This window comes from Azorhizobium doebereinerae UFLA1-100 (genome assembly GCF_000473085.1).
In the GTDB taxonomy this organism is placed as follows: Bacteria; Pseudomonadota; Alphaproteobacteria; order Rhizobiales; family Xanthobacteraceae; genus Azorhizobium; species Azorhizobium doebereinerae.
The window spans coordinates 1-13,090 of the sequence record NZ_AXBA01000056.1 but is presented as its reverse complement, the minus strand read 5'-3'; the positions used below and the strand labels follow the sequence as shown (position 1 = coordinate 13,090).

The following is a 13,090-nucleotide window of genomic DNA, read 5'->3' as shown; positions in this document are numbered from 1 at the left end:
GGTTGTAGAGCGTCTTACGCGGCCCATATTCAGGCGGCGCGTCGATCCATCGGCCGCCCGATTTCAGAACATGCACGATGCCGCTGATCACCCGTCGGTCATCGACGCGCGGCTTACCACGCGTGTCCTTGGGCAGATGCGGCTCAAGCCGTGCGAACTGTCCATCCGTCAGCCAGAAACAGTCTCCGCTCATCACCAGATCCTCCATGGATCTGGTGAATCACAACACGCTGCCAACGCAAATCATTTTATGGGTCTGAACCCTAGAGGTGATGCCTGTGACCGAGTTTCCATGTGCCGTTCGCTGCCAGCCGATCAGCCACGGCACTCAATTTGGGGGCCTCATGGCCGCCTAGATTCATGGCAAGCGAGCCGATGAACAATCGCGAAAACGAGTGGTCGGCGACAATCCAACGTTCAAGTGGCCCCCGCTGGGGGAAGAGCGGGGGCTCGACCTCACCGCGAACTTCAAGGCGCTTTTGGATAAGACCGGCGCCAGAACGCGCCGGCGCGCCGCGATTGGGATGCACCTCCTTGTCATCGTCTCCCCGGAGTGGCTTGAGGAGGGCAAGGAAAGTCTGCGGGGCGTCAGCGACGGCCGATTGCCCAGGCTGCTTCAGGAAGCATGCAGGTGGACCGAGGGTTGGTGCAGTAGGGGGCGATGTATCGTCAACTCCACCTTAATCCTTGGCGAAGGGGGTGGGACATTGTTACCTTCCGCAGGAAAATAGGGGGGGGGCAATGAAAATCGTAGCCTTAGCTATAATCGCCGCGTTTGCAGCCATCAGTTCAGCCCAAGCGCATGGCGGCGGATGCCGCAAGGATTCTCCACCTGGGCAGTGCTGCCACATGGACCGGTCTACTGGCACCTCGCACTGCCATTAGGCAGTCATAGTTCTTCATTGCCCTGGATCGCCGCCGGAGAATTGGATGTCTAGGCCAAAGCAGCATCATTTTGTTCCACGAATGCTGGCCGAGGCCTTCACCGATGGTGAAGGATGGCTCCACTGGTGCGACACATCTATTGCAAGTTCGGTGCTGCATCGAGCTCGGCCAGAAAAGTTGTTCACTCAAGGTGATCTATACACAACTCGATCTCACGAAGGGGTGATCGACAATAGCGTCGAAGTCCGGTTTTTAGGAGGGGTCGAGCATGCAGCAAAGCCAATCCTTCAAGAAATCATAAGCTCCGCCCGCAAAGGACGACTGCCAGATTTGGGGCGCTGGGAGCGGCGAGATTGGATGATTTTCTTTCTCACCCAATGGCGTCGAACGCCAGAGGCGCAGAAATCTGTAATACCTGACGCCGAAGGTTTCTCGATTTTGCGGGAGATACTACAAGGTGCTCGGCAACAAGTTCCACATTTGGAGGAACGGGTCGACGAATTGTCCTCCAACGGAGAGATGAAACGCCTTCTTCACAATGCGCGCACGGATACATTGGCACGCGGCAGTGATCAGATTCTCTCTACTCTTGAGCGCAGAGGCATCCGAATTTTCACAGTCTCCCTCCCTCGGAAAAGCCTGATTATCGGCAGCCGGCCCGTCGTTCGCTTCAACGCCGGAGAGCGCCGCCACCTTAGCGATCCACTGGTAGAGCTGTGGTTGCCAGTGGCTCCGGATATAGCCATTGGACTTGGTCAAGGAGCCGCAGTGGATTTGGTGCCGGCCACCGATGAGAGGCAGGTTCGCAAGTTGAACCGTGCTTTGGCGGGGCAAAGCCGGTTTATTGCGGCCAACTCTGCGGCTCTGGTCAGGTCGATTTCCCGACCACGTTAGGATGTTGTAGCTCGGCCTTCCTCACAACGAGGCGAAAGGCGTGTTCGGAGAGGTAATAATGGCATTCCTTCAGGGTGATCGACTGACACAAGTAATTCGGATGGTCGTAAAATCCAGCCGGTGTGATCTAGCTGTCGCATACTGGGGATCAACAGCCATTACAGAGCTTGATCTCCCTACCGATCTCAACGGCTATCAGATCGCTTGCGACGCCGACTCGGGGCTCGTGAGCCCTGATGTTGTTCGCACATTGCTAAAGCGCGAAGCTGCCGTCTACGCCGTGCCAAAACTGCATTCGAAGGTCTATCGCGCCGACACTCAGATGGTGGTGACGTCGGCGAATGCATCGACGAATGGTCTCGCCGGGGACGCGGAGGTTGATATGGGCCTTGAAGCCGGCGTCCTGATTACAGATCAAGGCGAGATCAAAAGTGCCGAAGTCTGGTTGACGTCGATCTTTGGTAAAGGGCGGCCTCTTGCAGAGAGCGACCTTCCTTGGATCAGAAAGCTTTGGAACCGGCGAAGGTCGCAAAGGCTTACGCGGCTGCCCTTAGCAGAGGCTATCCTGGCTCAGTCTCCTGACATCAAGGACCGGAATATCAAGGTCCACATATATGGTGCCGCAGAGCCTCCTCCGGAGGTTATGGCAACATACAAGGGAACGGACTTCTATGACGCAGATAAGTGGGATGAAGAAGTCTATCCGTTCTATTGGGGGAGGTGGCCCTCCGTGAAAGTGCGTGATCAGCTGCTGACGTTTGAGTGGAGCGGCCGCAAGGCATCGTGCGACGGCGTTTGGGAGCTAGTTGCATGCATCAAATCTGGTCCCGAGCCCGTGTGGCCGGCGGTCAAAATCGACCGCCCTATGGGGCTCGCACTTGGCGGAACACGGGTGCTAGATAGAAGAGTGACCGACGCCGTGAAGGGGGGCAAGCTGACGCCGGATGGTGTCCCTTTGTCGCTTGAGCGTTTCGCATCGATCATAGCTGAAGTGGATGCCCCTTAGTTCGCAGCGAACTCCGTCGCCCATTCCTTTTCTGTCATAGGCCTGTCGGTGACGTCATGATGAACGGTAGTCTCGCCACTGTGCTCGACCGCTGCCAGATCGGGGAGCGCCTTTTTCAGCAACCCGAGCGCCGCCGTGACCTGGGTCGAGGTCATGTCCACCTTCCCAAGCACATGGTCGGTCAGCCGATTTATGAGCTGACTGGCTTGGATCTTCGACCGGGTCTCGTCGTCGTGGCGGATCTTGCGTGTCCGGGCAGCCATGGTCGCGGCCTCAATGGGTGAGGCCGCCGGGCGGCGTTGACTGCGAGCCCGCCGCGATGATTGCTTCCAATTCGGCATCGGTGAGGCGCTGGAGGTCTGCGACCGTCTTCCGCTCCTGCTTCTCGATCCGCATGCCAGAGAGGATACCCTTCTCCTTGATGGCTGCGATGGCCGGCGCGAACTGGCCAGCATCGAGGGCACGCTGGCGCACCTCTTCCGCCTCGGCGATGAGAGATGCCACCGTGACCTCGGAGCGCACGGCCCCCCGCTCTTGGATCTCAGCCACGCGCTTCCGCACGTCATCATTTGTCATCAGACGGTGAGCGTTCTGGCGCGCGGGGCTATATCCAGCAAGGCGATAAGCGTCATCAAGCGATGAGCCCTTTGCCAACTCCTGAGCGAAGCGCTCCCATCTCGGATTGGACAGAGCGGCCATCAGCGGTTCTCCTCGATTGCCTGAGTGCCGGCGAGCGCCCGCATTACGTGCTGCTGGAAGGTGATCATCTCCCGTTGGGTGGGCTTGGCTGGGGCACGAGCGAGAAGCACCTTCGCCAGTTCCGGGTTGAGCATCGCCTCTTTCACGATGTCATCGACCTGCGCGAGGCCCTTGGCCCGGAAGGTGGCGATGGTTTTGGCCGCGGCACCACCGCCGGCGAGGCCTAAGGCAGCACCACCGAAGCCACCGCCGATAAAGCCCGCAGCTGTGGCCGGCGCTGTCGTTGCGGCGTGGAGCACAAACTGGCCGAGCCACGACATGGGCTGCTGGCTCTGCTTCGACATTCCCGCCAGATCCTGCGCCGTATTCGACTGGCCGGGAAGCTTCACCGCCGTGATGGAGCGGTTGGTGCGCTGGAGGTCCGCCGCGATGGCCCCAAGGAGATTGATTTCCTCCTGAGACAGCACGGACCGCAGCGCCGGCCGGTTCTGGCGCACGAAGGTCTGGAACTGGTCCGCCTTGATGAGGCCCTGCTGGCTGGTGCCGGCCTGCGTGTTCGAGATGAAGCGACCGTTGATGTAATCCACCGCGGCTTTGCGGAGGCCTTCTTTCGCCTCCGGGTTGGCCCGCACCTGATTGGCGAGCTGCGCCATTTGCTTCGCGGCATCCTGCCGGCCGAATAAGGAGCCCACGGTGCGGGTGATGTCCGCCGGGTCATCTAGACCCAGCAGCTTGCCCACGGTGCCCACTTGGAACTGATCGAGAGCGGCTTTCCGGTCAATGGCCGCCTGAGCCATGACCTCTGCAGCCCTCACGGGTTCAGCCAGCAGTCGATCCACCTCAGGGAAGGCCCGGAGGGCGTCGGAATGCTTCGCGCGCCACTGCTCCACCTTGGCCGGGTCAAGCGTCCCGTTCGGCAGCTCGGCCACCTTGCGAAGAGTGGAGAGTGCATAGTCCTGAACAAGCGCCTGCGCCCGCTGGTCGCCCACGCCGGTGATGAAGCGCGTCGCCGCCTCATAGCCGGTAGGGCCGGCCTTGAACACCTGGCCGCCAATCTCGCTGTTCATGGTGCCTTGCGGGAAAAGTGAGGCATCATCGAGGGCGCGGGACGCCTTCGCCGCGGTGCCGACCTCCCGTACCAACTCGGGAAAGGCGCGCAGGCCGTTGGCATGCTGTCGCAACCATGAGGCATAGCGGTTCGGATCCAGCGTGCCGTCGGGGCGAGTGGCCGCCTGTCGCAGGCTCGACACCGCATAGTCGCGCAGAGTGATGAGCGCGGCGCCGTCACCGGCCGCCCGGCGGAACTCCTGAATGCGTTGGAAGCTGTCCGCGCCGCCAGTGAAGAACTGGCCGGGAACGTTGGCGTCGCGCAGACGATAATTATCGGCCCGTCCGGCACTGCCGAGTGCCTGCCCCACAGAGCCCTCATCGAAGGTCTGTGCGCGCTGCCGGGTGGCAGCCGATGCTGCGCTCAGTCGTCCGGCTGCTCCGTCGTCGAAATTGGCTTCGACGGGTTGGGCTGGGATTGGAGATCCCTGTACCCCCTGATCTCGCGCAGTTGCTCCAGATCGCCGGCCCGCTTGGCCTTGGCTTCCGACCATTGAAGGAATTCCGCCCGTTCCGACGGAGACATTTCCGCCAGAACTTGCTGAAGCGCTGTCCCCCATTGATACGGCTTGCGCCCGGCGGTCATACCATTCCCGTGCTTCTCGTTGCTGCTTACGGAGCATTGCGGCAAGGGTGTCCTCCTCGCGCATAACGCCCGCTGCAACGGCTTGGGCTTCCTGTTCAGCCTTGGCCGCTACTGCTCCCTCAATATCACTCTCGATGGCTCCCCGCACGCGGGACATCCGGCCATAGGTCTGCGTCCGGCCGTTCTCGGAAAGCTCCTTCGACATCGCATCGCTGAGCCAGGAGCGGAATTCCCGAAGATCCTTGAACGGGATCACATCCTGGAAGCGTAGTGCAGTCTGGAACATCTCCTTCTCGGTGCCCGAGAACGGGGCACCGGCCGGGGAACGGGCTTTCAGAATATCAACCACAGCCTGCCGGGTGCCGCCGGCGGGTAGGTTCAGCGTGCCGCCGGGGTCCACCGCGTCCCATAGGGCGTTTTCGCGTGCCTTGGCCGCCTGCCGAGATGCGGCCAGTGCCTCGCGCGCCTGCGCACCATAGCCCTCCGGCGTGCCCCGGCCGCCAAGAGCATCAAACGACCCCTGTGCCGCCGTGCGCGCCTGATCGGCGCGCGGCTGCGCCATGGCCGCCATGTCGGCGCCGTAGCTCTCAGGAGTGCCAGTGCCGCCAAGGGGGCGGGTCGCGCCGGTGGCGGCCTGCGTGGCGTCATTCAATACGGTGCCCGTGGCCGCATCGATGTCCGCCAGCGTCTGACGCAGCGTACCCACCACCGCCTCGGCATGGCCGCCGGGCTGGATCCCCTCCAGAGCACCCACGCGAGCGGCGTTCTGCTCGGCGCGGCGCGCGAGGAACTCGTCCGGCGCTTTCGTAGCCGCTGTCCGCTCCAGCGCTCCAAGGCCCATGTCGCCAGTCATCTGGAATGTGGTGGGGCGGGAGCCGCCAATCAGTTCTACCGGCGCGTTCTCCAGCACCTCGCGCGCCAACGGCAGATCCGTTGCCGCGGCACGCAGGGTGTTGGCCGCCATTTGCTGACGTCCGCCCGACGTGAGGGGGGCAGAGAACTCGCCCATCACACGCCCAGCCTCGCGAGCCGCCGCCGGGAGCGCAGCCACGCCAGCCGCCCCCGCGCCGCCGAGCATGCCTCCTACGGCCGCAGCCAGCGGCCGATACTGCTCGGGCAGCACATCACCCGCCACTTGTCCCGTAGCGCCGCTGACGCCGCCCACAAAGGCATTCGCCGCCACATCGCCGGCACCAGCCGAGCGGCCGAACACCTGCCCGAGAACTTCGCCGGCCGCTGGGGCGATAGCGCCCACCCGTGTCAGGCCAGCAAGCGCGGCCTCTGGGGCGATGGCGTAACCCACTCCCTCTCCAGCAGCGCGCGCAACGCGCTCCCCGGCGCTCGCCGCCTGCACGTCGGCCGGGTTGTTCACGCCGGCCCGCTCGAACTGGCGCGCGATCCACTCACTACCGCCAATGCCGGGCTGAAGGGGCTGGATATCGGCGCCGCTCACAGCGTTCGCTTGCCGGCCGGCCAGATTGATCGCCCCCCGCGCCAGATCCACAGGGGCGCCCAGCACCGTGTAGATGGCCGAGTTCAGGCCAGCCGTCGCGTTGTTGAAAATCCCCGTCTTGGGCTGAGGCGCATCGGGTACGCCGTGAAAGGCCGCGTTGAAACCCTCGCTCGTGGTGGTGGGCTGATCCACCACTTCAAAGGGCTGGTTCGGGTCGAAACCGGTTGACTGGGCCGCGGGCGTCGGTCCCCACACCTCCGGGTCGCGGCCCGCGCTCACAACCTCGAACGGCTGGTTCGGATCGAAGGGCATCACTGCGCCTCCACAAAGGAGCCGTCAGGCTGCTTCACATAGTTGCGGCCGTTCTGCCGAAACACGGTGCCGGCCGGCGCATTAGCCGCCGATGGCGCCCCGGCCCCCGCATTGCCGCCAGGGGTCGGCTGTTGGGCAGGCGGAACGACAGTCGAAGCATCGAGATCCGCATGCCCATAGTTCGTGCGGATCTGATTGATGCGGTTTTGCCGGAACTCGATGGCCTGCTGGTTGAGCCCCGTGATCTCCTTGATGCGCTGCTGCACCACCTCGGGGTCATTGATGCTCTTGAACAACTCGTTCCACGCGCGCTCGGCATCGCCCTCCGTTTGGACGCCCTTGTTCAGACGCAAGCTGTCGTTGCGCACCTTTTCGAGAGTGGCGAGGAAGGACGCATAGTTCCGCGAATCCTGGTCCGAGTTTCCGGCCCAGTTCTTGGCGCCAGCAATGAAATTGGTCAGTGGTCCAAGCGACAGTTGCTTGTTTTTCAATTGTGCCGCCGCGTTCCCTAGTTGCTGATTGACGCTCTGCGCCGCCTGAATGACCTCCAGATCTTCATTCTGCATTTTGAGAGCCGCGGCCGGGAGCGGCTTTGGCTGGGTGGCCGCGACGGCGGACGCGGACGGCAGCCTCCCGGTGGATACAAGGCTCTTGAATTCGGGGGTGCCGGGCTGATAGCCCGCCGCCACCGCCTGCTCCGAACGCCTCGCAGCAACTGCCGCGGGGTCTTCCGGTCCGCCGGGGAGCGGTTCGACACCTCCGCCAGCTCGCGGCTGGAAGCCCGGCGGTGTGGCCGGCGGCTTCGGGCCGGCCTGATAGGCCGGCGTCGCCGTTCCCTGCACTGCGTCTCCGGCCACAAGGGTGCCATCCTGCAACTGGATGAATTGCTTGGGTCGGGTGTTCTGGTAGACTTGCTTCACGCTCTGGGTGTTGGGGTCGCCGTAAAGCACGCCGTCTTGCGTCTGAAAGAACTGGCCAGGGCGTTGCGCGGGGTTCAGCCTCTCCAGAATGAGCGCGCCCATGGCGCGGGCGCCGGCATCCCGGCTGCCAAGAAGGCGGGTCAGCTTGCTCGGGTCAGCCTGCACCGCCGCAAGCAGGCTCGGAGATGGCTGGCCCGGTGCCGCTGCCGTTCCCGGCGTGGCCGCTTGCCCTTGCGGGGCGGCGCCGGGCGCACCGATGCCGAGCAGAGATACGCCCCCAGCAACGTCGCTCTGCGCCTGCTCGCGCTCCGCGGCGTCGCGCATGTTCTTGAGCGCAGGATCGAATGCCGCAAAGCTGAGAGGTTGGAAGTTCAGGCTGTCGGCCATCTGTCAGCCCCTCAGGCGCTTGGCAGAAGCGGGTGACGGCTCCAGCCGGACGCCGTCGCGCTCCAACTGCTGGAGGGCACAGCGCCGCAGGTACTCGCTGGGTTTCATGAAGTTCTTGCTGGCAGCGTCCCGGATCGCATCCCTGAAGCCGGACGGCGCACTGAACTGAGCATTCTCGGGAAACATGGCAAGTGCCTCCATTTGCCTGCCAATATCCCACGAAAACTATTTATATAACAGACGGTTGTCGGTGTCTAAATCGCTGATGATCTGCGGACTACTACGCATTCTCGCGACCCGCCCCGGCCCATGGCGGAGTGGCATCGGCCCTATTGCCATCTGGCTCCTGCACAGGATTTTTCGCCCGAGGAGCGCGCGTCGGTCTCCAGTTGCTTGGTCCACATGTTGACCGCCTGATGCAGATCGAACACCTCCAGCAGTTCCACGGGGGCCATCATCCAATGGAACATTGTCAGCCCAAGGAAGCGTTTGCAGTCCTCCTCCGAGGGGATCGGATTGGCGTCCTGCATCATGAGGGCCTGCCGCGCCAATTCCTGTGCCGGGGTGAGCGGGCTGCAATAGCTGGCGCGCTGGAGGCGAAGGCATTCCAGCGCCAGCCGCTTGGCCTCCGCTTCCCACCTGCCCGCCTCGTCCAATGCCCATGCGGAGATTGCAGCGCGCGCGGCGACGTTCTGCCGGCGGCGGCGGCGCTTCTCCCGCTTACGCTCTTGGGGGGATGGCACAAGATCATCGAAATCGATGTGGTCGGATGATTTCCGGCTCATTTCGCCATTCCCCAGCTCTGAAGGATTTCCAATGGCACCCGGCACGCCGGGTTATCCGGTTTCGCGCCCCAAATGCCAGGCCAGTGGCCTTTGGCCCACGCATCCCGCACCCTATCGGGAGGCGGAAGGTTTTCCGGCCAGTCGGGATACCCTGCCGGCTTGGGAGGTGGCGCCTGCCCGGCGTAATCCTTCCACGAGCCGTTCAAGAACGTCGCAGCCATCTTGATGTAGGCCGTTCCGACACTCCGGCTTTCCGCGGCGGCATAAGCCTTCGCCGCGGAAATGATCGCCAGCGGATCTTCGCCGGACTTCACCAGCCGGTCGAAACGCTCCCGAGCCTTCTGCCAGTCCTGGCCTCCGTCGCGCTTCGGGTATGCGCCTCGGAATTCATCGAAATCGGCATCCGTTTCTACCCGTCCCCGTTTGGGGACTACAGGGGTTTTATTAGAGATAGAGATAGTAGCTTTCTGCTGGGTTCCGTCTGGCAAACCCGCTGGGTTAGCTGCAGCGCTATTTTCCAATGACTTAGGCCTACCGCCGCGCTCCCCGTTGGAGCGCGCGACCTCTGCCTTTTTGGATGCGGTCAAATGCTCTTTGGTAAGCCGCTTTTGCGTCCAGCTACCGTCAACTAGAGACCAGAACGCCATAACCCGCGGTCTGATGCGATCCCAGGTCTTCATGCTGACACGAGCCCACCTCGCAAGGCTCACATCATCATCGGGAAGACAACAACCATCGGTTCGCCAAGCCACCATGAGGAGGAGGACGTAAGCCCCGGTTTCCTGTGCGGTCAGGTGTCCCGTGTCGGCGATAAACGCGTCCGTGAATAGCGGGAGCATAGGAAGCCTGCTCATTGGCGATGCTCCCCATATCTCGTGCCGCCATTCCGGACCGCCGAGGCGCCGATGTCGCAGAACAGATCGACGATGCCGGTCTCGCCATTGCGGTTCTTCGCAACGATCACCTCAAGCTTGGTCTCAAGGCGCTCCACCTCCGCCAAGACATCCGGCGCGCCTTCCTGAAACTCCTTCGTGCGCCGCAGGTAGTAGGCCGGCCGGTAGAGGAAGAGCACCACGTCCGCATCGGCTTCGATATCGCCGCTCTCACGGAGATGGTGGAGGTCGGGCCGCTTATTGCTTTCGGCCTCGATCCCGCGATTGAGTTGGGCGAGGAGGACGATGCACACCTCCTCGCGCTTCGCGATTTCGTGGAGGCCCGCGGTGATTTCGCCCACCTCGTAATGGCGCTGGCCACGATAACGGTCCGAAGCCCGCACCTGCTTCAGATAGTCGATGAAAACCACCCGGAGCGGGATGCCGGAGCGGGCCATGCGCTTCTTCGCTGCCGAGATGCGCGCCGAGAGCTCCGGCACGGTCAAACGGGCCGCGTAGTCGCAGTCCATGGGAAGCCGATCTATCGCCTCCTGGGCGACCATCATGTGCTCGAACTGGCCATCGGAGAGATGGCCGTCACGGATCGCCGAATGGGTAAGCCGAGCCCCACTGTCGAAGGCCTGATCTGCCAGGAGGCGGGCCCCGATGGCATCCCCGCCGAGCTCCAGCGAGTAGAAGGCAATGCCATTGCCGACCACCGCACTCTGGCGCCCCGACGATGTGGCGAAGGTCGTCTTCCCGATCCCGGGCCTGGCACCCACGATGACGAGTTCACCGGGCCGATAGCCCAGCATCAGGCGGTCCAGCTCACGGAAGCCGGTGCTGGCGCCAGGAGTGCCCAGTTCACCCATTCGGATGGCGTTCACGCGCTCGACGACCCAGGCGCCGGTTTCGCCGGCCGTCTCCCGCGTGGTTGTGTTCTCCGCCAGCGACGCACGGACTTCGTCGATCCCCTGCATGAGCTGCTGAAGGCGGTCCGTTGGCATTCCCTGGTCACTCGCTGCGCGGCCAGTGACAACGGCGATGGTGCGGATGGCCCATTGGGAGCGCAGATCCGACGCATAGGCTTGGAGCATCATCGCAGGCGCTGGTGACGTCAGGAGCCGCGCCACGTATTGCCCGTACTTCATATCCGGCAAGAGCTGCGCGCCCCAGGTGAGATTAAGGTCTGCGGCCAGCGTACTCATGGTGAACGGCGTGCCCATCGCGTGACGCTGCATCATGGCTTGGAAGAGGCGCGAGTGCGCCTCCTCCTGAAAGTGCCGCGGCTCCAAGATGCCGGCGACGACGGGCATAACCTCGGGAGTGTCCAAGAGCCGGCCGAGCAGTTCCTGCTCGATGGTGAGGCTGACGTCATCCATCAGAGTGCCTCCCTGAGTCGGTCGAAGGTCTCCATGCCGTCGCTGCGGAAGCGTGCGAGCACGGAGCATCCCTCGTCATAGGAAGCCCCATCCCACATCCCGACGACATCGCCTTCCTCGTCGTGATAATCGATGAAGTACCGGATGCTGCCGATCAGCTCAGGGCGATCCCCACCACTGATCACGCCGCCATAAAGCTCGACGTGCGGTGGCCTGCGAAAGCGGAGGATGGTGCTCATTGGCGCACCTCCTCGATCACCTCTACGGCGGAGCGGAGCACATATCGGCCATGCTCGCCCTTGTAGGCGCCGTCGTGCTTTTCATCGATGGTCTCGACGGTGACGCCGGCCTTACGGAGCTTGAACACGTAGTCGGACCAGCGAGGGGCGGGATGATCGATTGGCGTGCAGCCTCGTTCGCCGGCGCGGATGAGGTTGTCCAGCGTCCAGGCGACACGGCCTTTGACCTTCAGAAGGGGGCCGTCGGCACCGTGTAGGCGAACGGTGAGGGCCTTGATATCGGGCATCAGCTCGCCTCCTTCCCCAGGCCGGCCTGCTCCGCATGAACCAGAGCAATCCGAAAGGGCACGCCACTGCGGGCGGAGAGACGCAGGGCCGCCAACCGAAGCGGCTCGGGCACGAAATGGGCCGGGGACTCCCAGGTGAAAAGGTCGAGCTGATGCGTTGGCGCGTGACGCGCGCCTTGGGTGATGATATGCATTTTGTGCCTATTGAGTTCTGGCCCGGATGGTCATTCCAGTGACCGCCGGGCCGCTTCGTTTCAGGCGACGGCGCGGACGGGCAGGCTGCGAAGCCAGTTCTCGATTGCGGATCGGGTGATCAGCGTTTTGCGGCCGACCTTTCGGGCTTCCAGCCGGCCCGTTTTGATTTCTTCGAAGACTGTGGAGCGGCCAACGCCCATGATGCGCGCAGCGTTCAGCACGTCGAAGGCGGCGGGATCGGTGACGCTCGTGGTCAGCATTTGGGGCCTCACTATGAACGACAGCGGATTTGCTGGCGTTTGTGAGGACGAAAATGCGTAGCTTCGCTGACGGGAAATAGCCGCGGCGATTAAATTGGCGCGGTGATTAGCGCGGCAAAATCAAATAGCAGATTGCTTTTTCTTCCGGCCCGCCTTCGCACGTTCTCCCAAGCCGGCAGTTTTGCGGGCGTTCGGCCAGATGCGAAGTTCAAAAGCCCGCTCCCGATGTCCTATGGAAAGCCTTTCAGCCGCTTCAGCTTTCGCCAAGCCCGGTTCGCCTCTCAGCATCATCGCGAGCCGAGCAGTTAGCCGAAGTTCGTCGGCGGTGGTTCTGGCGCTGGCGGAATGCGGTTCAGGATCGGAGAAGGGCCAGATTTTTGAAACATCGGCTCCTGCAACCCGCAGACGGGAGTAGAGGGTGGAGCCTCGCGCGCCAGTGATGCTATCCCCCTTGTCATTGTCGCTGGGATCGAACACAAGACGGGGAGCGTCCCCAAGGATGTCGCCCACTTCGTCAAAGACATATGGCAACTTTACCTTCAACCCTGCCAGCTTTAGGGTTCAGACCCATAAAATGATTTGCGTTGGCAGCGTGTTGTGATTCACCAGATCCATGGAGGATCTGGTGATGAGCGGAGACTGTTTCTGGCTGACGGATGGACAGTTCGCACGGCTTGAGCCGCATCTGCCCAAGGACACGCGTGGTAAGCCGCGCGTCGATGACCGACGGGTGATCAGCGGCATCGTGCATGTTCTGAAATCGGGCGGCCGATGGATCGACGCGCCGCCTGAATATGGGCCGCGTAAGACGCTCTACAACC

Annotated in this window: 17 protein-coding genes; 3 read left to right on the top strand and 14 right to left on the bottom strand. The window is 62.7% G+C overall.

The window, feature by feature from the left end; genetic code table 11:
• On the bottom strand, window positions 1-193 hold a 193-nt coding region (locus tag YU1_RS32975; RefSeq protein ID WP_029006049.1), incomplete at its 3' end, for a transposase.
• A 737-nt stretch (window positions 194-930) separates the two neighbouring features.
• Between YU1_RS32975 and YU1_RS32970 the strand changes: the two genes are divergently transcribed.
• A complete protein-coding gene (locus YU1_RS32970) occupies window positions 931-1,779 on the top strand; it encodes a DUF4238 domain-containing protein (protein ID WP_084540099.1) in 849 nt (282 codons plus the stop codon).
• A gap of 58 nt (window positions 1,780-1,837) precedes the next feature.
• Complete coding sequence (locus tag YU1_RS33700) at window positions 1,838-2,785, top strand: phospholipase D family protein (protein WP_156922425.1); 948 nt, start codon at window positions 1,838-1,840, stop codon at window positions 2,783-2,785.
• Here YU1_RS33700 and YU1_RS0124485 read toward each other — a convergent pair.
• From YU1_RS0124485 to YU1_RS33695, 13 genes are all read right to left on the bottom strand, one after another.
• Complete coding sequence (locus tag YU1_RS0124485) at window positions 2,782-3,048, bottom strand: hypothetical protein (RefSeq protein WP_029006316.1); 267 nt, start codon at window positions 3,046-3,048, stop codon at window positions 2,782-2,784. The two genes, YU1_RS33700 and YU1_RS0124485, sit on opposite strands and share 4 nt — an antisense overlap.
• A gap of 10 nt (window positions 3,049-3,058) precedes the next feature.
• Window positions 3,059-3,484 carry a terminase small subunit gene (locus YU1_RS32235; protein ID WP_051357298.1) on the bottom strand — a complete coding sequence of 142 codons (426 nt, stop codon included), beginning with the start codon at window positions 3,482-3,484 and terminating at the stop codon, window positions 3,059-3,061.
• A complete protein-coding gene (locus tag YU1_RS0124475; RefSeq protein WP_029006315.1) occupies window positions 3,484-6,942 on the bottom strand; it encodes a hypothetical protein in 3,459 nt (1,152 codons plus the stop codon). The genes YU1_RS32235 and YU1_RS0124475 overlap by 1 nt, the downstream gene beginning before the upstream one ends.
• Entirely contained in the window at window positions 6,942-8,249 is a 1,308-nt protein-coding gene (locus tag YU1_RS0124470; protein ID WP_029006314.1) for a hypothetical protein, read from the bottom strand. Before YU1_RS0124470 ends, YU1_RS0124475 begins: the two co-directional genes overlap by 1 nt.
• A 3-nt stretch (window positions 8,250-8,252) precedes the next feature.
• Complete coding sequence (locus tag YU1_RS0124465; RefSeq protein ID WP_156922423.1) at window positions 8,253-8,435, bottom strand: hypothetical protein; 183 nt, start codon at window positions 8,433-8,435, stop codon at window positions 8,253-8,255.
• Window positions 8,436-8,578: 143 nt separating this feature from the next.
• The gene (locus YU1_RS0124460) at window positions 8,579-9,034 is read right to left on the bottom strand and encodes a hypothetical protein (RefSeq protein WP_029006312.1); all 456 of its coding nucleotides are present in this window, start codon (window positions 9,032-9,034) and stop codon (window positions 8,579-8,581) included.
• Window positions 9,031-9,873 carry a YdaU family protein gene (locus YU1_RS32965; RefSeq protein WP_198019042.1) on the bottom strand — a complete coding sequence of 281 codons (843 nt, stop codon included), beginning with the start codon at window positions 9,871-9,873 and terminating at the stop codon, window positions 9,031-9,033. The genes YU1_RS0124460 and YU1_RS32965 overlap by 4 nt, the downstream gene beginning before the upstream one ends.
• A gap of 11 nt (window positions 9,874-9,884) precedes the next feature.
• Window positions 9,885-11,288, bottom strand: a complete 1,404-nt coding sequence (locus YU1_RS0124455) for a replicative DNA helicase (protein WP_029006311.1) — start codon at window positions 11,286-11,288, stop codon at window positions 9,885-9,887.
• The gene (locus YU1_RS0124450; RefSeq protein ID WP_029006310.1) at window positions 11,288-11,527 is read right to left on the bottom strand and encodes a hypothetical protein; all 240 of its coding nucleotides are present in this window, start codon (window positions 11,525-11,527) and stop codon (window positions 11,288-11,290) included. Before YU1_RS0124450 ends, YU1_RS0124455 begins: the two co-directional genes overlap by 1 nt.
• A complete protein-coding gene (locus YU1_RS0124445) occupies window positions 11,524-11,814 on the bottom strand; it encodes a winged helix domain-containing protein (RefSeq protein WP_029006309.1) in 291 nt (96 codons plus the stop codon). Before YU1_RS0124445 ends, YU1_RS0124450 begins: the two co-directional genes overlap by 4 nt.
• Window positions 11,814-12,008, bottom strand: a complete 195-nt coding sequence (locus YU1_RS34240; RefSeq protein WP_029006308.1) for a hypothetical protein — start codon at window positions 12,006-12,008, stop codon at window positions 11,814-11,816. The genes YU1_RS0124445 and YU1_RS34240 overlap by 1 nt, the downstream gene beginning before the upstream one ends.
• Before the next feature lie 60 nt (window positions 12,009-12,068).
• Entirely contained in the window at window positions 12,069-12,269 is a 201-nt protein-coding gene (locus YU1_RS31050) for a helix-turn-helix domain-containing protein (protein ID WP_035716634.1), read from the bottom strand.
• 120 nt (window positions 12,270-12,389) lie between these two features.
• Window positions 12,390-12,812, bottom strand: coding sequence for a hypothetical protein (locus YU1_RS33695; protein ID WP_156922421.1), 423 nt, complete (start codon window positions 12,810-12,812; stop codon window positions 12,390-12,392).
• 85 nt (window positions 12,813-12,897) lie between these two features.
• Here YU1_RS33695 and YU1_RS0124430 point away from each other — a divergent pair.
• Window positions 12,898-13,090: transposase (locus tag YU1_RS0124430; protein WP_029006049.1), on the top strand; the 193-nt coding region annotated here is incomplete at its 3' end.

What these genes read in the sequence shown, in the direction of transcription:
- YU1_RS33700 (WP_156922425.1), top strand. Translation starts at nt 1,838, where the DNA reads ATGGCATTCCTTCAGGGTGATCGACTGACACAAGTAATTCGGATGGTC.
- YU1_RS0124475 (WP_029006315.1), bottom strand. Translation starts at nt 6,942, where the DNA reads ATGCCCTTCGATCCGAACCAGCCGTTCGAGGTTGTGAGCGCGGGCCGC.
- YU1_RS34240 (WP_029006308.1), bottom strand. Translation starts at nt 12,008, where the DNA reads ATGCATATCATCACCCAAGGCGCGCGTCACGCGCCAACGCATCAGCTC.
- YU1_RS0124470 (WP_029006314.1), bottom strand. Translation starts at nt 8,249, where the DNA reads ATGGCCGACAGCCTGAACTTCCAACCTCTCAGCTTTGCGGCATTCGAT.
- YU1_RS31050 (WP_035716634.1), bottom strand. Translation starts at nt 12,269, where the DNA reads ATGCTGACCACGAGCGTCACCGATCCCGCCGCCTTCGACGTGCTGAAC.
- YU1_RS0124465 (WP_156922423.1), bottom strand. Translation starts at nt 8,435, where the DNA reads ATGTTTCCCGAGAATGCTCAGTTCAGTGCGCCGTCCGGCTTCAGGGAT.
- YU1_RS0124455 (WP_029006311.1), bottom strand. Translation starts at nt 11,288, where the DNA reads ATGGATGACGTCAGCCTCACCATCGAGCAGGAACTGCTCGGCCGGCTC.
- YU1_RS32970 (WP_084540099.1), top strand. Translation starts at nt 931, where the DNA reads ATGTCTAGGCCAAAGCAGCATCATTTTGTTCCACGAATGCTGGCCGAG.
- YU1_RS0124485 (WP_029006316.1), bottom strand. Translation starts at nt 3,048, where the DNA reads ATGGCTGCCCGGACACGCAAGATCCGCCACGACGACGAGACCCGGTCG.
- YU1_RS32965 (WP_198019042.1), bottom strand. Translation starts at nt 9,873, where the DNA reads ATGCTCCCGCTATTCACGGACGCGTTTATCGCCGACACGGGACACCTG.
- YU1_RS0124445 (WP_029006309.1), bottom strand. Translation starts at nt 11,814, where the DNA reads ATGCCCGATATCAAGGCCCTCACCGTTCGCCTACACGGTGCCGACGGC.
- YU1_RS0124460 (WP_029006312.1), bottom strand. Translation starts at nt 9,034, where the DNA reads ATGAGCCGGAAATCATCCGACCACATCGATTTCGATGATCTTGTGCCA.
- YU1_RS0124450 (WP_029006310.1), bottom strand. Translation starts at nt 11,527, where the DNA reads ATGAGCACCATCCTCCGCTTTCGCAGGCCACCGCACGTCGAGCTTTAT.
- YU1_RS32235 (WP_051357298.1), bottom strand. Translation starts at nt 3,484, where the DNA reads ATGGCCGCTCTGTCCAATCCGAGATGGGAGCGCTTCGCTCAGGAGTTG.